The organism is Curtobacterium sp. MCBA15_008 (assembly GCF_001865065.1).
Classification (GTDB): Bacteria; Actinomycetota; Actinomycetes; order Actinomycetales; family Microbacteriaceae; genus Curtobacterium.
Genome location: NZ_MJGN01000016.1, coordinates 90878 through 113708, shown reverse-complemented (window position 1 = coordinate 113708; position 22831 = coordinate 90878). Strand labels below are relative to the sequence as shown.

Annotated in this window: 24 protein-coding genes and 1 tRNA gene; 8 read left to right on the top strand and 17 right to left on the bottom strand. The window is 71.0% G+C overall.

Annotated features, from left to right (window positions below; all coding sequences use genetic code 11):
- Nucleotides 1-96: 96 nt before the first annotated feature.
- The 6 genes from groL to BIU96_RS08685 form a co-directional block, all read right to left on the bottom strand.
- The gene (gene groL, locus BIU96_RS08710; RefSeq protein ID WP_071292211.1) at nucleotides 97-1719 is read right to left on the bottom strand and encodes a chaperonin GroEL; all 1623 of its coding nucleotides are present in this window, start codon (nucleotides 1717-1719) and stop codon (nucleotides 97-99) included.
- 208 nt (nucleotides 1720-1927) lie between these two features.
- Entirely contained in the window at nucleotides 1928-2131 is a 204-nt protein-coding gene (locus BIU96_RS08705; protein ID WP_022903461.1) for a cold-shock protein, read from the bottom strand.
- Between the two features lie 215 nt (nucleotides 2132-2346).
- The gene (locus BIU96_RS08700; protein WP_071292210.1) at nucleotides 2347-2928 is read right to left on the bottom strand and encodes a LytR C-terminal domain-containing protein; all 582 of its coding nucleotides are present in this window, start codon (nucleotides 2926-2928) and stop codon (nucleotides 2347-2349) included.
- Nucleotides 2925-3254 (bottom strand): DUF3263 domain-containing protein, encoded by a 330-nt coding sequence (locus tag BIU96_RS08695; protein WP_254786042.1) that lies wholly within the window; start codon nucleotides 3252-3254, stop codon nucleotides 2925-2927. The genes BIU96_RS08700 and BIU96_RS08695 overlap by 4 nt, the downstream gene beginning before the upstream one ends.
- A 96-nt stretch (nucleotides 3255-3350) precedes the next feature.
- Nucleotides 3351-4346, bottom strand: a complete 996-nt coding sequence (locus BIU96_RS08690) for a DUF2332 family protein (protein ID WP_071292208.1) — start codon at nucleotides 4344-4346, stop codon at nucleotides 3351-3353.
- Complete coding sequence (locus BIU96_RS08685) at nucleotides 4346-4831, bottom strand: GNAT family N-acetyltransferase (RefSeq protein WP_071292207.1); 486 nt, start codon at nucleotides 4829-4831, stop codon at nucleotides 4346-4348. Before BIU96_RS08685 ends, BIU96_RS08690 begins: the two co-directional genes overlap by 1 nt.
- Before the next feature lie 67 nt (nucleotides 4832-4898).
- Between BIU96_RS08685 and msrB the strand changes: the two genes are divergently transcribed.
- Both msrB and BIU96_RS08675 read left to right on the top strand, forming a co-directional pair.
- Nucleotides 4899-5318, top strand: a complete 420-nt coding sequence (msrB, locus tag BIU96_RS08680) for a peptide-methionine (R)-S-oxide reductase MsrB (RefSeq protein WP_071292206.1) — start codon at nucleotides 4899-4901, stop codon at nucleotides 5316-5318.
- Nucleotides 5319-5353: 35 nt separating this feature from the next.
- Nucleotides 5354-5429, top strand: a tRNA-Thr gene (locus BIU96_RS08675).
- Between the two features lie 125 nt (nucleotides 5430-5554).
- Here BIU96_RS08675 and BIU96_RS08670 read toward each other — a convergent pair.
- From BIU96_RS08670 to BIU96_RS08660, 3 genes are all read right to left on the bottom strand, one after another.
- Entirely contained in the window at nucleotides 5555-6262 is a 708-nt protein-coding gene (locus tag BIU96_RS08670; RefSeq protein ID WP_071292205.1) for a DUF3800 domain-containing protein, read from the bottom strand.
- Nucleotides 6263-6527: 265 nt separating this feature from the next.
- Complete coding sequence (locus tag BIU96_RS08665) at nucleotides 6528-7559, bottom strand: aldo/keto reductase (RefSeq protein ID WP_071292204.1); 1032 nt, start codon at nucleotides 7557-7559, stop codon at nucleotides 6528-6530.
- 93 nt (nucleotides 7560-7652) lie between these two features.
- On the bottom strand, nucleotides 7653-8432 hold the full coding sequence (locus BIU96_RS08660; RefSeq protein ID WP_071292203.1) for an alpha/beta fold hydrolase: 780 nt from the start codon (nucleotides 8430-8432) through the stop codon (nucleotides 7653-7655).
- Here BIU96_RS08660 and BIU96_RS08655 point away from each other — a divergent pair.
- Nucleotides 8431-9243: an NAD(P)H-hydrate epimerase gene (locus BIU96_RS08655; protein ID WP_071292202.1), complete on the top strand. Its 813-nt coding sequence runs from the start codon at nucleotides 8431-8433 to the stop codon at nucleotides 9241-9243. The genes BIU96_RS08660 and BIU96_RS08655 overlap by 2 nt on opposite strands.
- 2 nt (nucleotides 9244-9245) lie before the next feature.
- On the opposite strand, the gene BIU96_RS08650 is transcribed toward BIU96_RS08655, so the two are convergent.
- Nucleotides 9246-10187 (bottom strand): 2-deoxy-5-keto-D-gluconate 6-phosphate aldolase domain-containing protein, encoded by a 942-nt coding sequence (locus BIU96_RS08650; RefSeq protein WP_071292201.1) that lies wholly within the window; start codon nucleotides 10185-10187, stop codon nucleotides 9246-9248.
- Nucleotides 10188-10246: 59 nt separating this feature from the next.
- Here BIU96_RS08650 and BIU96_RS08645 point away from each other — a divergent pair, with 59 nt between their 5' ends.
- The gene (locus BIU96_RS08645; protein ID WP_071292200.1) at nucleotides 10247-11137 is read left to right on the top strand and encodes a neutral zinc metallopeptidase; all 891 of its coding nucleotides are present in this window, start codon (nucleotides 10247-10249) and stop codon (nucleotides 11135-11137) included.
- 103 nt (nucleotides 11138-11240) lie between these two features.
- Here BIU96_RS08645 and BIU96_RS08640 read toward each other — a convergent pair whose 3' ends face one another.
- Nucleotides 11241-12188, bottom strand: a complete 948-nt coding sequence (locus BIU96_RS08640; protein WP_071292199.1) for a thioredoxin domain-containing protein — start codon at nucleotides 12186-12188, stop codon at nucleotides 11241-11243.
- Between the two features lie 239 nt (nucleotides 12189-12427).
- Here BIU96_RS08640 and BIU96_RS08635 point away from each other — a divergent pair, with 239 nt between their 5' ends.
- Both BIU96_RS08635 and BIU96_RS08630 read left to right on the top strand, forming a co-directional pair.
- Nucleotides 12428-13528: an ABC transporter ATP-binding protein gene (locus BIU96_RS08635; protein ID WP_071292198.1), complete on the top strand. Its 1101-nt coding sequence runs from the start codon at nucleotides 12428-12430 to the stop codon at nucleotides 13526-13528.
- Between the two features lie 138 nt (nucleotides 13529-13666).
- A complete protein-coding gene (locus BIU96_RS08630; protein WP_071292197.1) occupies nucleotides 13667-14974 on the top strand; it encodes a DUF4032 domain-containing protein in 1308 nt (435 codons plus the stop codon).
- Nucleotides 14975-15087: 113 nt separating this feature from the next.
- Here the strand turns inward: BIU96_RS08630 and rlmB are convergent, their stop codons facing one another.
- The 4 genes from rlmB to BIU96_RS08610 are packed head-to-tail and all read right to left on the bottom strand — an operon-like array spanning nucleotide 15088 to nucleotide 19262.
- The gene (gene rlmB, locus BIU96_RS08625) at nucleotides 15088-16098 is read right to left on the bottom strand and encodes a 23S rRNA (guanosine(2251)-2'-O)-methyltransferase RlmB (RefSeq protein ID WP_071292196.1); all 1011 of its coding nucleotides are present in this window, start codon (nucleotides 16096-16098) and stop codon (nucleotides 15088-15090) included.
- A gap of 28 nt (nucleotides 16099-16126) precedes the next feature.
- Nucleotides 16127-17536, bottom strand: a complete 1410-nt coding sequence (cysS, locus tag BIU96_RS08620) for a cysteine--tRNA ligase (RefSeq protein ID WP_071292195.1) — start codon at nucleotides 17534-17536, stop codon at nucleotides 16127-16129.
- A gap of 18 nt (nucleotides 17537-17554) precedes the next feature.
- Nucleotides 17555-18730 carry a 2-C-methyl-D-erythritol 4-phosphate cytidylyltransferase gene (ispD, locus tag BIU96_RS08615; protein WP_083402764.1) on the bottom strand — a complete coding sequence of 392 codons (1176 nt, stop codon included), beginning with the start codon at nucleotides 18728-18730 and terminating at the stop codon, nucleotides 17555-17557.
- Between the two features lie 49 nt (nucleotides 18731-18779).
- Nucleotides 18780-19262 carry a CarD family transcriptional regulator gene (locus BIU96_RS08610; RefSeq protein WP_066518156.1) on the bottom strand — a complete coding sequence of 161 codons (483 nt, stop codon included), beginning with the start codon at nucleotides 19260-19262 and terminating at the stop codon, nucleotides 18780-18782.
- A 162-nt stretch (nucleotides 19263-19424) separates the two neighbouring features.
- On the opposite strand from BIU96_RS08610, the gene BIU96_RS08605 reads away from it, so the two are divergent.
- Nucleotides 19425-20024 (top strand): hypothetical protein, encoded by a 600-nt coding sequence (locus tag BIU96_RS08605; protein WP_071292194.1) that lies wholly within the window; start codon nucleotides 19425-19427, stop codon nucleotides 20022-20024.
- A gap of 82 nt (nucleotides 20025-20106) precedes the next feature.
- Here BIU96_RS08605 and BIU96_RS08600 read toward each other — a convergent pair whose 3' ends face one another.
- Both BIU96_RS08600 and BIU96_RS08595 read right to left on the bottom strand, forming a co-directional pair.
- Entirely contained in the window at nucleotides 20107-20787 is a 681-nt protein-coding gene (locus BIU96_RS08600; protein ID WP_071292193.1) for a response regulator transcription factor, read from the bottom strand.
- Nucleotides 20784-21950, bottom strand: a complete 1167-nt coding sequence (locus BIU96_RS08595) for a cell wall metabolism sensor histidine kinase WalK (RefSeq protein ID WP_071292192.1) — start codon at nucleotides 21948-21950, stop codon at nucleotides 20784-20786. The genes BIU96_RS08600 and BIU96_RS08595 overlap by 4 nt, the downstream gene beginning before the upstream one ends.
- A 156-nt stretch (nucleotides 21951-22106) precedes the next feature.
- Here BIU96_RS08595 and phoU point away from each other — a divergent pair, with 156 nt between their 5' ends.
- Nucleotides 22107-22775: a phosphate signaling complex protein PhoU gene (phoU, locus tag BIU96_RS08590; protein WP_071292191.1), complete on the top strand. Its 669-nt coding sequence runs from the start codon at nucleotides 22107-22109 to the stop codon at nucleotides 22773-22775.
- Nucleotides 22776-22831 lie beyond the last annotated feature (56 nt).

Sequence of the window (22831 nt, the reverse complement as noted above, 5' to 3'; positions counted from 1 at the left end):
CCGAGCGCCCCGGCACCTCGCCCGCGCACCCACCCCGCCCCGCACGCGGAAGGGCCCCGCACGCGCAGCGTGCGGGGCCCTTCCGGAACGTCGGACTTAGAAGTCCATGCCACCCGTCGGGTCGCCGGCCGGCATGGCCTGCGCCTTCTCGGGCTTGTCGGCGACGACGGCCTCGGTCGTGAGGAACAGACCGGCGATCGACGCAGCGTTCTGCAGCGCCGAGCGCGTGACCTTGGCCGGGTCGATGATGCCCGCGGCGATGAGGTCGACGTACTCGCCGGTCGCGGCGTTGAGGCCCCAGCCGGACTCGAGCTCGCGGACCTTGGCGGCCACGACACCCGGCTCCATGCCGGCGTTCAGCGCGATCTGCTTGAGCGGCGCGTCGATCGCCACGCGGACGATGTTCGCACCGGTCGCCTCGTCACCCTGGAGCTCGAGGGACTCGAGCGCCACGGCACCGGCCTGGATCAGGGCGACGCCACCACCGGCGACGATGCCCTCTTCGACGGCAGCCTTCGCGTTGCGGACGGCGTCCTCGATGCGGTGCTTGCGCTCCTTGAGCTCGACCTCGGTCGCGGCACCCGCCTTGATGACGGCGACGCCACCGGCGAGCTTCGCGAGGCGCTCCTGGAGCTTCTCGCGGTCGTAGTCGGAGTCGGTCGCGTCGATCTCGGCGCGGATCTGACGGACGCGGCCGGCGATCTGCTCGGCGTCGCCGGCACCCTCGACGATCGTGGTCTCGTCCTTGTTGATGACGACCTTGCGGGCACGACCGAGCAGGTCGAGCGTCGCGTTCTCGAGCTTGAGGCCGACCTCTTCCGAGATGACCTGGCCACCGGTGAGGATCGCGATGTCCTGCAGCATGGCCTTGCGGCGGTCGCCGAAGCCCGGGGCCTTGACGGCGACGGACTTGAAGATGCCGCGGATCTTGTTCACGACGAGCGTGGCCAGGGCCTCGCCGTCGACGTCCTCGGCGATGATGAGGAGCTGCTTGCCGGCCTGGATGACCTTGTCGACGACCGGCAGGAGGTCCTTGATGTTCGAGATCTTCGAGTTGACGATCAGGATGTAGGCGTCCTCGAAGACGGCTTCCTGACGCTCGGGGTCGGTCACGAAGTACTGCGACAGGTAGCCCTTGTCGAAGCGCATGCCCTCGGTGAGCTCGAGCTCGGTGCCGAAGGTGTTGGACTCCTCGACGGTGACGACGCCTTCCTTGCCGACCTTGTCGATCGCCTCGGCGATGAGCGCGCCGATCGTCGGGTCAGCGGCGGAGATGGACGCGGTCGCCGCGATCTGGTCCTTGGTCTCGATCTCCTTCGCGTTGGCGAGGAGCTGCTCGGAGACGGCCGCGACGGCCTTCTCGATGCCGCGCTTCAGGGAGATGGGGTCCGCACCGGCCGCGACGTTGCGCAGACCTTCACGGACGAGCGCCTGGGCGAGGACGGTCGCGGTGGTCGTGCCGTCACCGGCGACGTCGTCGGTCTTCTTGGCGACCTCCTTGACGAGCTCCGCACCGATCTTCTCGTACGGGTCGTCGAGCTCGATCTCCTTGGCGATGGAGACACCGTCGTTCGTGATCGTGGGGGCGCCCCACTTCTTCTCGAGGACGACGTTGCGGCCGCGCGGGCCGAGCGTCACCTTCACGGCGTCAGCCAGCTGGTTCAGGCCGCGCTCGAGGCCACGGCGGGCCTCCTCGTCGAAAGCAATGATCTTAGCCATGTGAGTTCTTCGTCCCTCCCGGACGTCGTCATGGGGGTCGTGCTGGCACTCAGCGTGAGCGAGTGCCAACGCCGATTCTGGCACTCGGAGGGTGCGAGTGCAACACAGAACGGGGGCACGGGTCGAGTTCCCAGGACTTCGCCCGGAACACCGCCGGACGCATGACGAACGCGCCGCCCCTGACGGGACGGCGCGTTCGCGAGGTGGTTCAGGCGGGGCGGACGGATTCCGCCTGCGGTCCCTTCGACCCGGTGCCGACGTCGAAGGTCACTGCCTGACCTTCTTCGAGGACCTTGTAGCCCGACATGTCGATTGCCGAGTAGTGCACGAACACGTCCTGGCCCCCTCCATCGACGGTGATGAAGCCGAAGCCCTTCTCGGCGTTGAACCACTTCACGGTTCCGTTGGCCATGATCTCTTGCTCCCTGCGGTGGTGCTGGTGCGGACGGCGCTGTCGCCGCCTTGGCACGACTCTTACCGAACAATGCCGACAGGGCAAGAGGTGTGACGTTCTTTCACGTCGATTCCGTCAAGAATCAACGTGCCGGAAACACGACCGTCACAAATGCAGCCGGAACCGGCGCCTGAACCGCTCCGGAACGACGGAGGAACCACCGCAGGAATGCGTCAGCCGGCGTAGTCCGCGCCGAGCACGACACTGATGTCGGCGTTCGGGAACGCCGCCGACTGCTGCACCGCGGTGACGCCGAGCGACTTCGCGATCCCCTGCGCGACGGCCGCCTGGGACGCCTGCTGGTAGTACACGATCGTCGCGGTCGTGCCGGTGGTGCCGGCGTCGCCCGTCGAGGTGACCTTCCACCCCGCGGTGGTCAGCGCGGCGCTGCCCTTCGCGGCGAGGCCGGTCGTGGTCGTGCCGTTCAGGACGACGAGCGTGGTCGAGCCCTGGTCCGCCGGGGTCCCCGCGGCCGGCGCCTGGGACGCCGGGGTCGAGGGCGATGCCGACGGCTTCGCGGTGGCGGACGACGACGTGGACGACGACGCCGTCGGCGAGGTCGACCCGGTGAAGGAGTAGCTGCCGTTCAGCAGTGCGAGGACGAGCACCCCGAGCCCGACGAGCACACCCGTGGCGAGGGCCGCCCAGGCGAACGCGATCCAGCCGCGCCCACGACGCTGGGCGCCGCGGTGCGCGCCGACCCGCGGGCCGTCGGCGACGTCGTCGAACCGGTCTCGGGTGTCTCTCGTCGTCATCGTTCCTCTTCACGTCCTTCGGGAGCCGCGCCGGGGGCGACGAAGCTGCGCGCCGCCCGGGCACTGGTGCGCGCGTGCCGGAGCCGCTGCAGCCGGGAGACCAGCTGCGGGTCGTACGCGAGCGCCGCGGGCGAGTCGATCACGCGGTTCAGCACCTGGTAGTACCGCGCCGGCGACATCTCGAACTCGACCCGGATCTCTGCTTCCTTCGTGCGGTCGTGCCGCAAGCGGTCCTGCCGTGCCCGCTCGTGCTCGAACGCGAGCACGTGGACGGCGAGTTCGCTGAGCTGGTCAGCACTGCGCTCGTCGGCGGGGGTGGCGGTCACTGCGGTTCCGATCACGGTCGGGTAACGGGTCTCGCACATCGTAGGGGTGGAGTGCAGCGCGACCCTGGCACGCCGCTGGACTGTCGCGAAGACGGGTCACAGGTTCGGGTCGCGCAGCCAGCGGACGCGGACGCCGAACGGGTCGGACACGGCGGCCGCGACCCCGTCGAGCGAGGCGGTCGCGAAGGCGTCGGGGTCACCGGGGTCGACGTCTGCGGGCAGCGTCTCCGCGACGGCGGTCACGATGCCCGTCCGCTCGAGGGCGATCCAGTGCACGCCGCGGTCACGGACGCGGTCGACGAACCGCTGCCGGTCCGCGCCCGGCACGTACACGAGGGTCCCGGTGGTGAGGACCACGGGTTCGAGGCCGTCCGGCAGGGTGTCCAGAGCGCGGTCCAGGTCGCCGGGCAGCGTGCCCGCGATCCGGACTGGAGGCACGGCGAGCGTCGCGCGCGCCGCCTCGCGCATCAGGGCGGTCCGGTCCGTCGCCTCGGGCGGGACTGCTTCGACCAGCCGGTCGAACGCGTGCGGTTCCGCCAGGTCGATCGGGTTCGGGTCGAGGGCGATCCGCGCCGCGATCCGGATCGGAGTCGTCGCCGCGCGGATCGGTACTCCGGTCACGTCGGCGGTGAGGTGGAGCGACGGGGCCTCTCGGGCGGTGTGCACCCGGACGACGTCGTCCCCGGTGCGGTGGTCGAGCGTCACCCGGTCGGGGATCGAGCAGAGCCCCGCCGCCGCACCCGCGTCGACGAGGCCGAGCGGCCGCCCCACCCGCTCCGAGAGCGCCGCGAAGAGCGGGACGACGGGACCGAGCCGCCGCGGGTCGTTGGCCTGCACCGTGGCGGAGGCGAGGGCCGCGACCAGGGCGGGGCGCGCCTCCAGGCCGACGGCGCGGAGCGCACCCGGGTCCGCGGGGTCCGCACCCAGCCGCCGCGCGACCGCGAAGAGGAGTTCCGGCTGCCGCTTCGGCTCCGGCACCTCGTCGAGGAGCGCGACCAGGTCGTCGTCGAGCGACCGGGCCCAGGCGGCGTACGAGGGCGAGACGGACGCGATCCGGTCGGCGTAGGCCGCGTACCGCGCACGGGTGTCCATCAGACGGCCGGGGCGGGACCGGGCCGCGCCATGCCGACGTGCCGGATGCCCGCTTCGTCGTAGGGCTCGCCGAACCGGACGAAGCCGTGCCGCTCGTACAGCCCGGCGACGTACTCCTGGGCGTGCAGGACGATCGGCTCGTGCCCGTGCGTCCCGAGCACCGCGGCGACCAGACCGCCGGCGACGCCGTGCCCCCGGTGCGCCGGGTCGGTGGCGACGCGTCCGATCACCCAGGCGGGCGGCGACGATCCGGCCGGGTGGTCCTCGTCCGGGGCGGGCCGGACCAGTCGCAGGTACCCAACCGCTTCCGTGTCCGTGCCGAACCACCAGTGCTCGGTGTCGGGCGCACGGTCCCGGCCGTCGAAGTCCTCGGCCGTCACGCGCTGTTCCAGCGCGAACACGCGGTTCCGTAGGACCACGATGCCGTACAGTTCGTCCGTCGTCAGACGGTCCCAACGAGCGTGGTGCACGGAATGTTCGGACATCGTGGCGAGTTTAGTGGAGTGGTCGGGAATGCCCCGTGAAGAACCCGGCCGGAAGCAGGAGGAAACAATGGCATACAACGTCGACAAGTCCGACGCCCAGTGGCGCGAGGAGCTCTCCCCGGACCAGTACGCCGTCCTCCGTCAGGCGGGAACCGAACGCCCCTGGACCGGTGAACTCCTCGACGAGGAGCGCGCCGGCGTCTACACGTGTGCGGCTTGCAACGCGGAGCTGTTCAAGAGCGGCACGAAGTTCGACTCCGGCTGCGGATGGCCGTCGTTCTACGAGTCGGTGAACCCGGACGCCGTGCAGCTGATCGAGGACAACTCGCTCGGCATGGCACGCACCGAGGTCCGCTGCGCGAGCTGCGGTTCGCACCTCGGGCACGTGTTCCCCGACGGGTTCGGCACCCCGACCGGTGATCGCTACTGCATGAACTCGATCTCGCTGAACTTCGAGGCGAAGGCCGCTGCCGAGACCGACGCGTGAGCCCGGGCCCGCTCGTCGGTAGGATGAGCGGGTCAGCCGGCATGGCGCAATTGGTAGCGCACCGTACTTGTAATACGGGGGTTGCGGGTTCAAGTCCCGCTGCCGGCCCCATATACTGACCGCGCAGGCCGCGACCTCGTCGCCGCCCGCACCGCCTTCAGCCCCGCCGCGTGCGGGGCTGTCGTGCATCCGGAACCGTCGTGCATCCGGGACCGTCGTGGATCCGGTGCCGTCGGTCAGGGCCACGTCCCCGCTCCGTACGCGCACCCGCGGATGTCCGCGACCAACGACGCCATGACCCGCGCCTGCCGCGCATCCTGTTCGACGACGGTCTGGGACCGCACCCACACGAACGCGATCAGGTCCGCGATCTGCAGCATCCGCGAGTGGTGACTCGGAGCGAAGTGCACGGTGTCGAGGAGGCGCTCGAGCCGCGTGTGCATGTACGTGCCCGGCGTTCCGTACGCCTGGTAGACGGCGAAGCGCTCGCGGTGCCGGTCGCGATCCGATCGTTCGTCGGCGATGACGAGGGCGTACGTCTCGTTCGCCGCAGCCGTGCGGTCCGCACGCTGCAGCAGGTGCTGGAACGCCACCTGCTCGGGCGCGTACCGGTCGGGGTACCCTCGCGCGTCCTGGTGGCGGCGGAGCCGCTCCGGCCGCACACCTCGCAACAGGATGGTCGCACCGGAGGCACGCACCGCTTCCACGACGTCGAGGAAGACCTTCACCCGCACCCGGGGCGGAACGCCGCTCCAGGCGTCCTTGCCGTGGAAGACCGGATGAGCGTGGACCTCGGTGCGCGCGTCCACCCCGTACTCGTCGAGCGCCGCGACGATGCCGTGCACGTGTGCGGTGAGGGTCCGGGTCTGCTCCGCATCGGCCAACACTGCACCGAAGCCGGAGAAGTCGGCCTTGAACGATTCGTCGACGAAGCAGAGGAGCACGGTGGAATACTGCCGTACGCATGCGCAGAGTGCGCCGCGACGTCCCGGACGTGCGGAAGCCCCGAGCGAGTGATCGCCTGGGGCTTCCGGCGCGTGGAACGCGGATCAGGGGGCGTTCCGAGCGCTCGACGCGGTAACCAGCCGGTCGTGCAGTGATGGTGACACCTCATCGAGCACCGTGTCCAGACGAGTGCACATCCTCGCGGAAAGCCGCAGAAGGCGGACAGCGTGCGCCCAGCGACCGGGACGCACGCTGCCCGTTCGTTCAGCGTCCGCCGGTGATCTTGCGTTCGCGCTGGGCGACGCCGGCCGTGCCGTACGGGTAGTCGTCGATGCGCGGGGCGCTCACGTCCGTGAGGGTCTGCAGCTCGGACTCGTCGAGGACGAGGTCCGCGGCACCGAGGTTGTCCTCGAGCTGCGACAGCGTGCGGACCCCGAGGATGACGCTCGTGACCGCGGGGCGGGCGAGGAGCCACGCGAGGGCGACCTGCGAACGGGAGACCCCGTGCGCGTCGGCGATCGTCGACACCGCGTCGAGGACGGCCCAGGTGCGCTCGTCGCCGTTGCGGGCCTCCCACGCCTCCATCCCGCGCTCCGGGTTCTCGCCGAGGCGGGTGGTGCCGGTCGGGGCCTCGTCGCGCTGGTACTTGCCGGTGAGCCAACCGCCGGCGAGGGGCGACCAGGGGAGCAGGCCGATCCCGGCGTCGAGGCAGGCGGGCACGACCTCGTGCTCGATGTCGCGCACGAGCAGGTTGTACTGCGGCTGCAGGGTGACGGGCGGTGCCCAGCCGTGCGCCTTCGCCTCGTAAACGGCCTTCGTCACCTGGTAGCCGAGGTAGTTCGAGAACCCGTACGAGCCGATCTTGCCCGCGGACACGGCGTCGTCGAGGAACCGCAGGGTCTCGTCGATCGGGGTGAGGGCGTCCCACGCGTGCATCTGGTAGAGGTCGATGTGGTCGACGCCGAGTCGCTCGAGCGAGGCGTCGAGGGCCACGCGGAGGTGGCGGCGCGACAGCCCGAGGTCGTTCGGCCCGTCGCCCTGCGGGAAGCGGCCCTTGGTGGCGAGGACGACCTGCGCCGCCTCGGTCGGGTGTGCGGCGAGCCAGCGGCCGATGATCCGCTCGGACTCGTTGCCGGAGTACACGTCCGCCGTGTCGACGAGCGTGCCGCCGGCTGCCACGAAGGCGTCGATGATGGCGTGGGAGGTGGGTTCGTCGGCTTCGCTGCCGAAGGTCATGGTGCCGAGGGTCAGCGTCGACACCGATGTCCCGCTGTTGCCGAGGAGTCTGTAGTCCATGGGCGGGACGCTACGCCCGGGCACGGCGACCCGAGGGGACCCGCGAGTACCCCTCAGCGCGGGGCGGACAGGGTCACGACGCCGGGCCCGGGCTCAGCCCCGCAGGAACGCGATCGCCGCTTCGCGGAACGCCCGCGACGTCGGCGCGTTGAAGTGGTTGCGCCCCGGGATCTCGAAGAACGCCGCGTCGGGTGCCGCCGCCGCGAGCCGCACGGCGCTGTCCCGGATGCCGTCCTCACTGCCCGCCGCCATCAGGATCGGCTGCGTCGGGGCGTTCGCGGGGGTCGGCTCGACGCTGTCGCGCATGCCCTCGACCATCGCCACGAGCGCGGCGAGGTCGTTCCCCTCGACGTTCCCCGCCATCGTCAGGTACCCGTTCGTCACGCGGTCCTCGATCGGGGTGCCGTCGGCGAGGTACGCCTTCGCCTGGTCGACCCGCACGCGGCGCATCGGGTCGGCGTCGGGGATGCCGCCGAACACGGCGCGGCTGATGCGGTCCGGCAACTGCTCGGCGGTGTGCCACCCGACCCGCGCGCCGAGCGAGTAGCCGAGGTACGCGACGTCGTCGAGCAGGTAGGTGTCGATGACGGTGGTGACGTCGGCGACGAGCAGGTCCATCGAGTACGCGCCCGGGTCGTGCGGCTTCGCGCTGGCGCCGTGCCCGCGCTGGTCGAGCGCGACGACGCGGTACCCGGCGCGCACGAGGTCACGGGTCCAGCCGGAGGCGTGCCAGTTGAGCAGTGCTCCGGAGGCGAAGCCGTGCACGGCGATGACGGCCGGCGCCTCGGGATCGCCGAAGTCGTAGGTCGCGATCGGGAGGCCGTCCGGGGACATCACGGCACGGGGTCGGGGCGCAGCGGGGACGAGTGACATGTCCTCTCAAGGCTACCGGGGCACTGTGGTCGTCATGGACGGCTACGGCGGCGATCAGATCCGGGCGGCGGAGCGGCCGCACCTCGATGCGGGGGAACCCCTCATGCAGCGTGCGGCCGACGGGTTGGCCGCGATCGTCGGCGACCTGCTCGACGACCCGGCCGTCCGGCCGGGTGACGGTCCGGGGTCGGTCCTGGTGCTGGCCGGCAGTGGCGACAACGGCGGTGACGCCCTGTTCGCGGGTGCGCGCCTCGCAGCGGCCGGGAGGCGCGTGGCGGTCCTCCGTGTCGGCTCACGCGTCCACGAGGCGGGCCTGGCAGCGGCGCTGGACGCCGGTGCGCGCCTCCTGGCTGGCCCGTCCGGCACCTCGAGACCGGAGCCGCACGCCGGTGCCGGCGCCGCGGACATCCTGCGCGCGGCCGTCCCGCGCGACGGCGAACGGCTGGCCGCCGTGGCGACGGACGCCGCGCTCGAGGCCGACCTCGTGCTCGACGGCATCCTCGGCATCGGAGTGCACGGGGCGTCCGCCCTGCGGTCCCCCGCCCGCGAGGTGGTGGACGCGATCCGCGAGCTCGCCCGCGACCAGCGCGCACCGTTCGTCGTCGCGGTCGACGTGCCGAGCGGCATCGACGTCGACACGGGCGGGATCGCGGACGACCACGTGCTGCACGCCGACGTCACGGTCACGTTCGGCGGGGTCAAGGCCGGCCTGCTGACCGGGCCCGCCGCGACGCTCGCCGGGCGGATCGAGCTCGTCGACGTGGGCATCGGTGCGGACCTGGCGGCCGTGGAGCCGCTGATCCGCACCTGAGGTCACACCGCGCCGGCGTCCACCCCGTGCTCGACTCCGCCGCGTGCTTCGAGCCACGTGTCCACGAAGTGCCGGTAGTTCGCCGCGATGAGCTGCTCGGCCGCTTCGGTGTCGAGGTGTTCGCGCACGACGTCCTCGAGCGGTTCCTCCCAGTTGCTCCGGCCGATCGCGAACCCGACGAACCCGTCGACCGGAGCAGCGGTCCGCAGCCAGTGGTCGAGCTGCTCCTCGGGTGCGTCCCGGCCGAGGACGATGCACTGCACCGCGTCCCGGCCGCCTCGTCGTGCCGTGGCCACGACCCGCTCGGCGTCCTCGCGCGCGTCGAGTCCCTCGAGCTTCCACACGTCGGCCTCGACCCCGCGGTCCTGCAGGTACTCGAGCACCTGCACGACCAGGTCGGGGCGGAGGTCGCGGTCGTAGTCGTCGACCGAGGCCTTCTGGTCGTCGGTGCCGGGGACGAGCAGTTCGACGAGGAAGGGCCGTCCGGCGTCGTGCAGCGCGGCCGCCACCGCCGCCAGGTCGCTCGCCTGCTGCTGCCGACGGTCGGCGTCGAACGCGGGGTTGTCCCGCACGAGCACCTTCACGAAGTCGGGGTCGAACGCGTCGACGTGGGCCAGCCAGTCGTCGCCGTACTCGAGCTCGAACCACTCGCGGCCCGAGCGCTCGACCGGCATCGCGAGCTGCAGGCCGGCGTCCTTCGCGAGCCGGGCGACGTCCGCGCCGTACCGCTCGTCGACGAGGACGCCGGTGCGGTCACGGGAGGCCCCGGCCGCGAGCGCCGTGAGGACGCCGCGGTACACGAGCTGCTTGCCGGCCCGGACGCGCTCGGCCTCGGCCTCGTCGACCGGCTCGCCGCCTGACTCGTCGTACGTGTGCTCGAGGAGCGACGAACGCTGGTCCATCGCGAACAGGAACAGGGGGTGTGCTTCGTCGAGGTTCGCCATGGTCCCGTGTCTACTCGCCGTCCCGGGCGCGGCGCTCGGAGCATCCGTACATTCGGGGCATGACGTTCAACGAGGACTCACAGCTCGAGGGTGGGAAGGTCACGCGGCGTGGCCGTGGAGCCGCGATCGGTGGCGGGGCGGTCGGTGTCGGCGCGATCCTGGTGTTCCTCATCGCCCAGTTCACGGGGTTCGACCTGAGCGGGATCGTCGGCGGCGGCGGCACGACCGAGATCCAGCAGACGGGTGAGACCGCCGACCCGGCGGCCGAGTGCCGTACCGGGCGCGACGCCAACCTGAAGGTCGAGTGCCGGATGGAGGGCGCGGCCGAGTCCCTCGACGCCTACTGGGCGACGGAGTCCCGGCAGCTCGGCATCGCGTACTCGACCCCCGGGTTCGTGCTGTTCACCGGGTCGACCGACACCGGGTGCGGGCAGGCCTCGGCCTCGACCGGGCCGTTCTACTGCCCGCCGGACCGCGCGATCTACCTCGACACCGCGTTCTACGACGACCTGCAGTCGCGGTACGGGTCGTCCGGCGGACCGCTCGCGCAGATGTACGTGGTCGCGCACGAGTGGGGCCACCACGTCCAGCAGCTGCAGGGTGCCTTCGCCTCGACGGACCGTTCCGGCACGGGTGCGTCGTCCGGCAGCGTCCGCGTGGAGTTGCAGGCCGACTGCTACGCCGGCGCCTGGGTGGGCGACGCCGCGACCACGAAGGACGCGGACGGCGAGACCTTCTTCGAGCCGATCACCCGGGCGCAGATCGACGACGCGCTGTCCGCCGCGAGTGCCGTGGGCGACGACAGCATCCAGGAGCGCTCGAGCGGCCGGGTCGACCCGGACTCGTTCACGCACGGCTCGAGCGAGCAGCGCCAGAACTGGTTCCTGCGGGGCTACCAGCGGGGCGCGACGTCCTGCGACACCTTCAGCATCCCCGGCTCGTCCCTGTAGGCCGGCCCACGCCCGAGGCGCGACCAGCGGACGGACGGGAGGCGCGGTGCCAGCCGGCACCGCGCCTCCCGTCCGTCGGTCCGCCCGTCGGTGGGCGCGTCCGTCAGCTGGACGGGGTCGCGCTCGGGGTGGAGGTCGCGGTGGCGGAGGGCGTCGCCGTCGGCGTGGCCGAGGGGGTCGGCGTGGGCGTCGGGGTGGCGTCGGTCGCACCGGCCGCGGTCACCACGAAGGTGCGGAAGTCGTCGTTCGTGATCGGCGACGTGAGCTCGTAGCGCTGTCCGTTCACCAGCACGAGCGGCACCCCGGGGAACTCGCGCAGCGTCGAGCCGGGGATGTCCCCTCCGGTCACGGCACTCGTGCGCTCGTCCACCCACTTGGCGTACGTCTGGTCCTGGATGCAGCTCCGGATCGCACGGCGGTCCTGCAGACCGTCGACCCCCGTCACCACGCGGGTGAGCTGGGCGTCGGTGAGGCCCGCCGTGTTCTGCTCGGGCTGCTCGGCGAAGAGCGCCTCGTGCACGGCGAAGAACTGGTCCGGTGAGTCGTTCGCGACGCAGGCGGCGGCGTTCGCGGCCCGGAGCGAGTACTTCGTGCCCTGCGAGCGGTTCGACAGGGTCGCGATCGGGTGGATGTCCACGGTCGCGGCGCCGGAGTCGACCAGGCTCTCGATGTACTCGCCGTTCGCCTTCTCGAACTGCCCGCACGTGGGGCAGAGGTAGTCGACGTACATCGTGATGCGCACCGCACCCGAGCCGTCGGTGGCGCTCGGCGTCGGTGCGGCGCTGACGGCCTTGAGGTCCTGCCCGATCGTGATGCCGCCCTGCGAGGTGTTCGCCGGTCCGGGCCCGGCGGGCTGCACGGAGTCGACGAGCACGAGCGTGACGATCGTCGCGGCGGCGAGCAGCACGACGCCGAGGCCGATCTGCAGGCCGAGGCGGACACCCCGCTGCCGGCGCTTCTGCTGGGTGCGTGCGCGCTGCGCCCGCTGCCTGGCTGCTTCTCGTCGCTCGTTCCGCGCGGCGCGGGCGTCACCCTCGGGGCGGTTGGTCATCGAGTGGTCCTCCTGGTTCGGCGTCCGCCGTACCTCCCCCGAGCGGCGGACGGACCCGGCGATTGTAGTGGGACGCTCTGAGAACCAGCCAACCAGCGGGACAGCACTGGCGCATCGCAGGGAAGTCGTGTTGTATGAACCTCGATGGTCGACGACGACCATCCGGGGCCCTCGCGGGCTGACCGCTTCACTCGGATCGTCCGGCACGTACCTGCCGGTGAAGAAAGGACCGAACGCTCATGGCGTCCGTCACCTATGACAAGGCAACCCGTCTCTACCCCGGAGGCACGCGTCCCGCGGTCGACTCCCTCGACCTGGACGTCGCCGACGGCGAGTTCCTCGTCCTCGTCGGCCCCTCGGGTTGCGGCAAGTCGACCTCCCTCCGCATGCTCGCCGGCCTCGAAGAGGTCAACTCCGGCGCGATCCGCATCGGCGACCGCGACGTCACCGACGTCCCGCCGAAGGACCGCGACATCGCGATGGTGTTCCAGAACTACGCGCTGTACCCGCACATGACCGTCGCCGAGAACATGGGCTTCGCGCTCAAGATCGCCGGCGTCGGCAAGGACGAGCGCGCCACCCGCGTGCAGGAAGCCGCGAAGCTCCTCGACCTCGAGGACTACCTCGGCCGCAAGCCGAAGGCGCTCTCCGGTGGTCAGCGTCAGCGCGTCGCGATGGGCCGCGCGATCGTCCGTCAGCCGCAGGTGTTCCTCATGGACGAGCCGCTGTCGAACCTCGACGCCAAGCTCCGCGTCCAGACCCGCACCCAGATCGCCTCGCTCCAGCGTCGTCTCGGCGTCACCACGGTCTACGTCACGCACGACCAGACCGAGGCCCTGACCATGGGTGACCGCATCGCGGTCCTCAAGGACGGCATCCTGCAGCAGGTCGGCACCCCGCGCGACCTGTACGAGAAGCCGAACAACGTGTTCGTCGCCGGCTTCATCGGCTCGCCGGCGATGAACCTCCTGCCGGCCGACGTGGTCGAGGGCGGCATCAAGTTCGGCACGCTCAACCACGCGATCGACCGCGACACGCTCTCCAACGCGCGTTCGGCCCAGATCACGGTCGGCATCCGTCCGGAGGACGTCGTCGTCGGCCAGTCCGGCGAGGGCCTGCCCGTAACGGTCGACGTGGTCGAGGAGCTCGGCGCCGACGGCTACCTCTACGGCCACGCCGACGTCAAGGGCCAGCGCGTCGACATCGTCGCCCGCGTCGACGGTCGCTCGCACCCCTCGATCGGTGACACGATCGTCGTCACGCCGAAGTCGGGCCACGTGCACGCCTTCGACACCGAGTCGGGCGAGCGCCTCGACGACAAGGCCGTCGTCAGCGCGTAACGACGGAAGGCCACTCACAGGAGGCGCGGTGCCAGCGGGCACCGCGCCTCCCGTCCGTTCGCAGTGCCGTACCGTTCGCAGTGCCGTACCGATCGCAGTGCCGTACCGATCCGCACTCCAGCACCAGAGGAACCCATCGTGTCCGACTCGTTGTCCATCACCGCAGCCACCGTCGACCCCGGACTCCTCGACCTGCCCTGGGACGTCCCGCTCGCGGACTGGCCGGACGACGTCATCGTGGCGCTGCCGAAGGGCATCTCGCGGCACCTCGTCCGGTTCGTGCACCTCAGCGGGTACGTGGCCGCCGTGAAGGAGACCGGGGAAGAGGTCGCCCGCTCCGAGTACGAGATGCTCCGCACGCTGCAGCGCATGGACGTGCCGTGCGTCGACCCCGTCGCGGTCATCACCAACCGGGTGAGCGCCGACGGCGAACCCCTGCACCCCGTGCTCGTCACCCGACACCTGCGCTTCTCGCTGCCGTACCGCGCGCTCTACTCGCAGACGCTGCGACCGGAGACCGCCACACGCCTGGTCGACGCCCTCGCCCTGCTCCTCGTGCGTCTGCACGTCATCGGCTTCTACTGGGGCGACGTCTCACTGTCGAACACCCTCTTCCGTCGCGACGCCGGCGCCTTCGCCGCGTACCTCGTCGACGCCGAGACCGGCAAGCTCTACCCCGGCGGCCTGTCGAACGGGCAGCGCGAGAACGACCTCGAGGTGGCCCGGGTGAACATCGCCGGCGAGCTCCTCGACCTCGAGGCCGGCGGCCGGCTCGACGAGAACGCCGACGCCGTCGACGTCTCGAACCGGATCGTCGCCCAGTACCGGATCCTCTGGAAGGAACTCACCGGCACCGAGCAGTTCGACATCAAGGAGCGCTGGCGCATCAACGACCGCGTCGAGCGACTCAACGCCCTCGGGTTCGACATCGAAGAGCTCTCGATCCACACGACCGAGGGCGGCTCGCAGGTGCGCATCCAGCCCAAGGTCGTCGACGCCGGGCACCACCAGCGGCGCCTGTTGCGGCTCACGGGCCTCGACGCCGGCGAGAACCAGGCGCGGCGGCTCCTCAACGACCTCGACTCCTACCGGGCCCGCAACGGCCGCGACCTCCTCGACGAGGAGATGGTCGCGCACGAGTGGGTGTCGAAGGTCTTCGAGCCCGTCATCCGGTCGATCCCGCGGGAGCTCCGCGGGCGCCTCGAGCCGGCCGAGGTCTTCCACGAACTGCTCGAGCACCGCTGGTTCATGTCCCAGCAGGAGGAGCGCTCCGTGTCGCTGCCCGAGGCCACGACCGCGTACATCAACGACGTGCTGCGCCACCGCCGTGACGAGCGGCTGCTCATCAACCCGCCGACGTCGTCGATGACGCTGCCGATCCCCGTCGTCGACGACGCCGAGGTGGACGACACCGACGACGTCGAGGACTGGCGCGCGAGCGTCTGACGCGCGCTTCCCCCGCACTCCCGTCCCGCAAAACGCAACCTCGGCGGTTGCTCGCAGCGTTGTACCGCTGCGAGACCACGCCGAGGTTGCGTTTCGCGGTGGGGGTACCGGCGCTACGACGCGCGACGGCGCCGGGCGACCTCCCACAGGGTGACGCTCGCGGCGATGCCCGCATTGAGGGACTCGGTCGCGCTCGAGATCGGGATCGACACGATCGCGTCGCAGGTCTCGGTGACGAGGCGCGACAGGCCCTTGCCCTCGGAACCGACGACGATCACGATCGGACGGTCGGCGAGCTCGAGGCCGTCGAGCTCCACGTCGCCGTCGCCGTCGAGGCCGAGCACGAACAGGCCCATCGACTTGAGCGACTTCAGCGTCTGCGTGAGGTTCGGTGCCATCGCGACGGGCGTGCGGGCTGCGGCACCGGCGGAGGTCTTCCACGCCGAAGCGGTCACGCCGACCGAACGGCGCTGCGGCACGATGACCCCGTGGCCGCCGAACGCGGCGGTGGAGCGGATGATCGCACCGAGGTTGCGCGGGTCGGTGATGCCGTCGAGGGCGACCATGAGCGGCACCTGGTCGCGCGAGAACGCACGCTCGACGATGTCCTCGGCCACGGCGTACTCGTACGCCGGCACCTTGAGCGCCACACCCTGGTGCACGCTGTCGTGCCCGGTGATGCGGTCGAGTTCGGGGCGCATCAGCTCGATGATCGGCAGGCCGCGGTGGTTAGCGAGCGCGAGGATCTCCTTGACGCGGTCGTCGACCTCGATGCGGGCGGCGATGTACAGCGTGCTGGAGGGGGTCTTCGTGCGCAGGGCCTCGAGCACCGAGTTGCGACCGGTGACCAGCTCGTGGTCGTCGGCCTTCCGTGTCGGCGGGCGGCCGGTCCGCTGCTGCGGCGAGCTCGACGCACCGTGACGACCGCGCGCGGCCTCGAAGCGCTCCTTGGCGGCCTTGCGCTTGCCGGCCGGGTGGTACGGGCGGTCCTCGGCCTTCGGCGTCGGCTTGCGGCCCTCGAGCGCCTGCGCGCCCTGGCCGCCGGAGCCGACCTGCTTGTTGCCCTTGCGGCCGGAGCGGACGGCGCCGGGCCGGCCCTTCTTGCTCCCCGAGACGTTCTTCATTGCTCTCTCCTGTCCGGCACTGCCGTTGTCAGGCGATGCTCCAGCGTGTACCTGCTGCGGTGTCTTCGATGGTGATGCCCGCGGCTGCGAGATCGTCCCGCACACGGTCGGCCGTGGCGAAGTCGCGTGCTGCCCTGGCGTCGGTCCGCTCCTGCACGAGGCGGTCGACGAGGGCTGCGAGTGGTGCGGCCGATGCGTCGTGGCCACCGCCAGTCCAGTGGGCGGCTCGCGGATCGATGCCGAGTACCTCGACCATCGCGGCCACCTGATGGTACGCGGTTCCGAGCGCATCCGCATCGTCGGCGTCCAGCGCAGCGTTGCCGGCGCGGACGGTCTCATGCAGGACGGCGAGTGCCTGGGGCACCGCGAGGTCGTCGTCCATGGCGTCCGCGAAGGCCTCGGGCACGCCCGGGGCATCGGCCAGCCGGACCCCTTCGAGCCTGCTGGCGGCCCGGGACAGGAAGCCGTCGATGCGGTCGAGCGCCGCTTCGGCCTCGGCGAGGGAGCGGTCGTGGTGGTCGATCGTCGAGCGGTAGTGGGCGGCGCCGAGCGCGTACCGGACGGCGATCGGGCGGGCGGACCCGAGCATGTCGGCGGCGAAGACGGAGTTGCCGAGCGACTTCGACATCTTCTGGCCGCCGACCGACACGAGTCCGTTGTGCAGCCAGTAGGACGCGAACGCATCGCCCGCCGCCGTCGACTGCGCGAGCTCGTTCTCGTGGTGCGGGAAGCGCAGGTCGAGTCCGCCGCCGTGGATGTCGAACGCCGGCCCGAGGTAGCGACGGGACATCGCCGAGCACTCGATGTGCCACCCTGGGCGGCCCGGACCCCAGGGCGAGTCCCAGTTCGCGGTCGACGGCTCGCCCGGCTTCGCACCCTTCCAGAGCGCGAAGTCGCGGGGATCGCGCTTGCCACGGGGGTCGGCGTCGGCGGCCTCGACCATGTCCTCGCGGCGCTGGCGGGTGAGCGCGCCGTACGACTCCCAGCTGCCGGTGTCGAAGTAGACGTCGCCCGAGCCGTCCGCCGCGGCGTAGGCGTGCCCGCGGTCGATGAGCTTCGCGATGATGTCGTGCATCTGCGGCACGCTGGCGGTCGCGCGCGGCTCGTACGTCGGGGGCAGGATGCCGAGGGCGTTGTAGGCGGCGGTGAACTCGAGCTCGACGCGGTACGCGCGGGCGAACCACTCCTCGTCCGTGGTGGCGGCGAGGTCGAGCACCTTGTCGTCGATGTCGGTGACGTTCCGCACGAGGGTCACGCGCAGCCCGCGGTGGGTGAGCCAGCGACGCCAGATGTCGTAGACCAGGGCGGAGCGGAGGTGCCCGATGTGCGGCGACGACTGCACCGTCGGACCGCAGACGTACATGCTCACGTGTCCGTCGACCAACGGGACGAGGTCGACGACGGCTGCGGCGCGGGAGTCGTAGAGGCGTACGGTCACGCCCCCAAGCCTAGGACGTCAGGCCGGTCTGACGACGGCCGTCGCGATCGCGGCGAGCCCTTCGCCACGCCCGGTGAAGCCGAGGCCGTCCGTGGTCGTGCCGGACACCGCGACGGGGGCCCCGACGACCGCGGCGAGTGCGTCCTGCATCTCTGACCGACGGCCGCCGATGCGTGGGCGGTTCCCGATGACCTGGACCGTCACCGACGTCGGGACGAGCCCGGCCGACGCCAGCGCCGCCACGGCACCGCGGACGAAGACGTCGCCGGCCGCACCGGCGTACGCGGGGTCGGACGTGCCGAACCGGCCGCCGATGTCCCCGAGCCCACCCGCGGAGAGCAGGGCGTCGCACACCGCGTGCGCGACGGCGTCCCCGTCGCTGTGTCCGGAGAGCCCGGCTTCGCCTGGGAAGTCGAGGAGCCCCACCCGGCAGGGCGAGGCGTCGTCGAACGCGTGCACGTCGACGCCGAGCCCGACCCGCACACCGTCGGGAGCGGCGACGCGCGACCGCACGATCGACTCGGCCCGTCCGAGGTCCCACGGGGTGGTGATCTTGAACGCGTCCGCGTCGCCGGGGACGAACCGCACGGTGCCGCCCGCGGCCTGGAACACCCCCGCGTCGTCGGTCTCGGCCCGCTCCGCCACCGCGTACGCCTGCCGGAGTGCGGCGAGCGGGAACCCCTGCGGCGTCTGCACGCCGACCAGGGCCGCGCGGTCGACCGTCTCGACCACGACGTCCCCGGCCACCCGCTTCACGGTGTCGGTCACGGGCAACGCCGGCACGAACCCGGCGGGGCCGCCGGCGGCGATCGCCGCGTCGACGGCGTCGAACACCCGCGAGAACTGGGCGGCCGGCGTCAGGCAGCGCGCCGCGTCGTGGACCAGCACCGAGGTGACGGAGTCCGGCAGGACGGCCAGGCCGGCCTCGACCGAACCATGGCGATCCGTGCCTCCCGGGACGACCGCCGTGTACGCGACCGCAGCCCCGGCGACCGACGCGACCAGCTGCTCGCACTCGTCGACCAGCGGAGCGGGGGCGACCACGACGACGAGCGTCGGCGACGGCAGGGTGAACAGCGGCTCGAGCGCGCGCGCGAGCATGACGGTGCCGGCCACCGGGACGAACGCCTTGGCGGTCCCGATGCCGAGGCGCGTTCCGGAACCGGCCGCAACGACGACGACCGCCCTGTCCACCCCTTCGGGGAACAGAACGGTCGTCGACGTGTTCAGTGGTTCGCTGCGCTCAGGAGGCCAGGACCTCGTCGAGGACGGTCGATGCCTGGTCCTCGTCGGTCTTCTCGGCCAGCGCCAGCTCGGAGATGAGGATCTGCCGCGCCTTGGCGAGCATCCGCTTCTCCCCCGCGGACAGGCCGCGGTCCTGGTCACGCCGCCAGAGGTCGCGGACGACCTCGGACACCTTGATGACGTCACCGGAAGCGAGCTTCTCGAGGTTCGCCTTGTAGCGCCTCGACCAGTTCGTGGGCTCTTCGGTGAAGGGGGCCCGGAGGACCTCGAACACCTTGTCGAGCCCTTCCTTGCCGATCACGTCACGGACGCCGACCAGGTCGACGTTGTCCGCCGGCACCTCGATCGTCAGGTCACCTTGGGTGACCCGCAGCTTCAGGTAGACCTTTTCCTCGCCCTTGATGACGCGCGTCTTCACTTCAGAGATGGTTGCCGCCCCGTGATGGGGGTAGACCACGGTCTCGCCGACCTCGAATTGCATGTATCAGGCTCCGTTCCGAGACACCCAGTTTACCACAAGCGGAATTGGGGTAAGGGGCACCTAACAACGAGGCCTCCCAGGTGCTCGCTAGGATGGTGGAGTTCGGACCGTCCGGTCCACATCGTGATCTTCCGGAGGAATCTCTTGCGAGCTCGGGTACTCGTGTCCGTCGCCGTTGCGGCAACCATCGCGCTCGGCGCCACCGGGTGCGAGTTCATGTCGCCCGCGCAGACCACGGAGATCAAGCAGATCACCGACGGCGTGGACGTCTCGACGGGCAAGATCGCCGTCCGCAACGCGCTGCTCATCTCGGACGACGGCGAGCAGGCGCGCTTCATCGGCACCCTCGTGAACACCGCCGAGAAGGACGACATCACCGTGTCGATCGAGATCGGCGGCGACACCCAGACCGTCGAGGTCCCCGCGAACACGCACGTCGACCTCGCGATGACGACCGACACCACGGCCGAGGGCGCCACCGAGGACACCGGTTCGACCACGCAGGGCACCGAGGCCGGCGAGAGCACCGATGTCGTCTTCGACAACGCCGACGCCGCAGCCGGCTCGCTCGTGAAGGTCTACTTCTCGTACTCGGGCGCCGAGGGCGTCTCCGCCAACGTGCCGGTGCTCACCAGCGCGCAGGAGGAGTACCAGACCCTCGCGCCGACGCCGACCCCTACCCCGACGAGCACGTCGACCGCCCCCTCCGAGAGCGGCTCCGAGCCGACGGGCGACGCGACGGACACCCCGATCAACCCGTAGCGCACAGCGCGACCGCCTGGAGGCGCGGTGCCGGTCCCTGGGACCGGCACCGCGCCTCCAGGCGTTGCGCGCCAGACGGGCGTCAGCCCTCGATGCGGTAGCCGAGTCCGCGCACGGTGACGAGGATCTCCGGTGCGCTCGGGACGCGCTCGATCTTCGACCGGATGCGCTTGATGTGCACGTCGAGGGTCTTCGTGTCACCGAAGTAGTCCGAGCCCCAGACCCGGTCGATGAGCTGCCCACGGGTGAGCACGCGCCCGGCGTTGCGGAGCAGCAGCTCGAGCAGCTCGAACTCCTTGAGCGGCATCGGCGTCTCGGAGCCGTCCACCGCCACGGTGTGCCGTTCGACGTCCATCCGGATCCCGCCGACCTGCAGGATGCCGCTCTCCGCCGGGTCGTCCTCGGTACGGCGACGGAGCACGGCGCGGATCCGGGCGAGGAGCTCCCGCGTCGAGTACGGCTTCGTCACGTAGTCGTCAGCGCCGAGCTCGAGCCCGACGACGATGTCCACCTCCGAGTCCTTCGCCGTCAGCATGATGATCGGGATGTTCGACCGGGTGCGGATCTGGCGGCACACCTCGGTGCCGGAGAGGCCCGGCAGCATCAGGTCGAGGAGCACCAGGTCGGGGTTCTCCGCGTCGAACTTCGACAGCGCGGTCACACCGTCCGCAGCGACGGAGGTGTCGTACCCCTCGCGCTGCAGCAGGAACTCCAGGGGCTCGCTCAGGGCCGGCTCGTCGTCGACGATGAGGATCTTGGTCACGATTGCTGCTCTTCCAGTTGCTCTTCGAGTGCGGTGGTCAGTTCGGGGTCCGCCTCGGGCAGGCGGATGGTGAAGGTCGATCCCTTGCCGGGCTGCGACCAGACGCGGACGTCGCCGCCGTGGTTGCTCACGACGTGCTTGACGATCGCGAGCCCCAGGCCGGTGCCGCCGGTGGCACGGGACCTGGCCGGGTCGACGCGGTAGAAGCGTTCGAACACGCGGTCGAGGTCGGCCTCGGGGATGCCGACGCCCTGGTCCGTCACGGCGATCTCGACGAAGCCCTTCGACGAGCGCACGCCGACGCCGACGCGGGTGTGGTCCGGCGAGTACTTGACGGCGTTCGCGATGAGGTTCGACACCGCGATCTGCAGCAGGCCCGGGTCGCCCATCACCCGGAGCTTCGACTTCTTCGCCCGCACGAGCTCGATGTCCCGGGCGCGCGCGACGATCTCGTTCGTGTCCACGGCGGCCTGCACGATGCGGTCGATCGAGGTCTCCTCGCTGTTCTCCAGCGTGTCGACGGACTGCAACCGCGAGAGCTCGATGATGTCCTTCGTCAGGGCTGCCAGTCGTTCGGACTCGGTGACGAGCTGGGCCGCGAACCGTCGGACGTGCTGCGGTTCGTCCGCGGCGGCGACGAGGGTCTCGGACAGCAGGCCGATGGCGCCGATCGGGGTCTTCAGCTCGTGCGAGATGTTCGCCACGAAGTCACGCCGGACCTCGTCGATGCGGTGGCTCTCGGTGAGGTCGTCGGCCGTGACGAGCACGTACCGGTTGCCGAGCTGCGCGGCGCGGAAGCTGAGGTAGCCGATGAGCTCGCCCCGACGGCCGCGCGGGAGCTCGAGGTCCTCCGACCCCATCTCACCGCTCTTGCGCACCCGGTCGACCAGGTCCGCGAGCTCCTGGTGCACGAGCTTCCGCCGCACCACGAGTCCCACGGTCAGTGCCTGTGGCGACGCGGCGACGACGGTGTTCGAGGGGTCGACCACCACGGCCGGGTTGTGCATCGTGGCGATGACCGCGGCGACGCCGTCGGGCAGCGTGCGTTCCGCCACGTCGGCTGCACGAGCCGTGCGCTCGGCGGTGATGATCAGCACCACGACGCCCGCGCCGAAGACCCCGCCGAGGAGCATCGACAGTGGCACGAGCCACGCGTTGTCCATGCCGTCAGTGTAGGAGTGGTCACACGGGGTTCGGGCGCCGTTCACCCCCGTTCGCGGCGGTTCCGGCTCCGGATCGCGAAGCGTTCAGCCGCACGTCACCGTTCGTTCACCTGAGCTGACGACACTCGACCGGTACGCAGAGAGAGGTACTCCCCCATGCGCGAAGTCTTCCAGCAGGAGCTCCAGGACGTCCAGGAGCGACTGACCGAGATCGCCGGGCTCGTCGAGTCCGCCATCACCCGTGCCACCCAGGCCTTCAGCGACTCCGACGTCGCACTCGCCGAGGAGGTGATCGCCGACGACGCCAAGATCGACGAGGCCGCCAACAGCCTCGACGAGATCGCCATCGACATCCTGGCGCGCCAGGCTCCGGTGGCCCGCGACCTCCGCGTCGTCGTCACCGCCCTGCGCGTCAGCTCCTCGCTCGAGCGTATGGGCGACATGGCCGAGCACATCGCGCAGCTCGCGCGTCAGCGGTTCCCGGAGAAGGTCGTGCCGAAGGGTCTCCGCGGCACCTTCAAGCAGATGGGCGCACACGACGTCGCGATGTCGCAGAAGCTCACGCGCCTGCTCGCGACCGAGGACATCGCGCTCTCCGCCGAGATCCGCGACGAGGACGACGCCGTCGACGAGCTGCACGCCAGCGTGTTCGACTTCGTGCTCGGCGAGACGTGGAAGGGCAACCCGATCGACACGGTCGACGCCACCCTCGCCTCGCGCTACCACGAGCGCTTCGCCGACCACGCGGTCTCGATCGCGAAGAAGGTCGAGTACCTGGCGACGGGCGACTGGACCGGCGCCTCGAACGCGACCGCGGCGGTCTGACCCCGGGTTCTCCCCCGCCTGGCTCCCGCCTGGCTCCCGCAAAACGCAACGGCGGC

Excerpts from the sequence above, each read along its gene's own strand:
- groL (WP_071292211.1), bottom strand. The coding sequence starts at position 1,719 with ATGGCTAAGATCATTGCTTTCGACGAGGAGGCCCGCCGTGGCCTCGAG.
- BIU96_RS08705 (WP_022903461.1), bottom strand. The coding sequence starts at position 2,131 with ATGGCCAACGGAACCGTGAAGTGGTTCAACGCCGAGAAGGGCTTCGGC.
- BIU96_RS08700 (WP_071292210.1), bottom strand. The coding sequence starts at position 2,928 with ATGACGACGAGAGACACCCGAGACCGGTTCGACGACGTCGCCGACGGC.
- BIU96_RS08690 (WP_071292208.1), bottom strand. The coding sequence starts at position 4,346 with ATGGACACCCGTGCGCGGTACGCGGCCTACGCCGACCGGATCGCGTCC.
- BIU96_RS08685 (WP_071292207.1), bottom strand. The coding sequence starts at position 4,831 with ATGTCCGAACATTCCGTGCACCACGCTCGTTGGGACCGTCTGACGACG.
- msrB (WP_071292206.1), top strand. The coding sequence starts at position 4,899 with ATGGCATACAACGTCGACAAGTCCGACGCCCAGTGGCGCGAGGAGCTC.
- BIU96_RS08665 (WP_071292204.1), bottom strand. The coding sequence starts at position 7,559 with ATGGACTACAGACTCCTCGGCAACAGCGGGACATCGGTGTCGACGCTG.
- BIU96_RS08655 (WP_071292202.1), top strand. The coding sequence starts at position 8,431 with ATGTCCTCTCAAGGCTACCGGGGCACTGTGGTCGTCATGGACGGCTAC.
- BIU96_RS08660 (WP_071292203.1), bottom strand. The coding sequence starts at position 8,432 with ATGTCACTCGTCCCCGCTGCGCCCCGACCCCGTGCCGTGATGTCCCCG.
- BIU96_RS08650 (WP_071292201.1), bottom strand. The coding sequence starts at position 10,187 with ATGGCGAACCTCGACGAAGCACACCCCCTGTTCCTGTTCGCGATGGAC.
- BIU96_RS08645 (WP_071292200.1), top strand. The coding sequence starts at position 10,247 with ATGACGTTCAACGAGGACTCACAGCTCGAGGGTGGGAAGGTCACGCGG.
- BIU96_RS08640 (WP_071292199.1), bottom strand. The coding sequence starts at position 12,188 with ATGACCAACCGCCCCGAGGGTGACGCCCGCGCCGCGCGGAACGAGCGA.
- BIU96_RS08635 (WP_071292198.1), top strand. The coding sequence starts at position 12,428 with ATGGCGTCCGTCACCTATGACAAGGCAACCCGTCTCTACCCCGGAGGC.
- rlmB (WP_071292196.1), bottom strand. The coding sequence starts at position 16,098 with ATGAAGAACGTCTCGGGGAGCAAGAAGGGCCGGCCCGGCGCCGTCCGC.
- BIU96_RS08610 (WP_066518156.1), bottom strand. The coding sequence starts at position 19,262 with ATGCAATTCGAGGTCGGCGAGACCGTGGTCTACCCCCATCACGGGGCG.
- BIU96_RS08595 (WP_071292192.1), bottom strand. The coding sequence starts at position 21,950 with ATGGACAACGCGTGGCTCGTGCCACTGTCGATGCTCCTCGGCGGGGTC.
- phoU (WP_071292191.1), top strand. The coding sequence starts at position 22,107 with ATGCGCGAAGTCTTCCAGCAGGAGCTCCAGGACGTCCAGGAGCGACTG.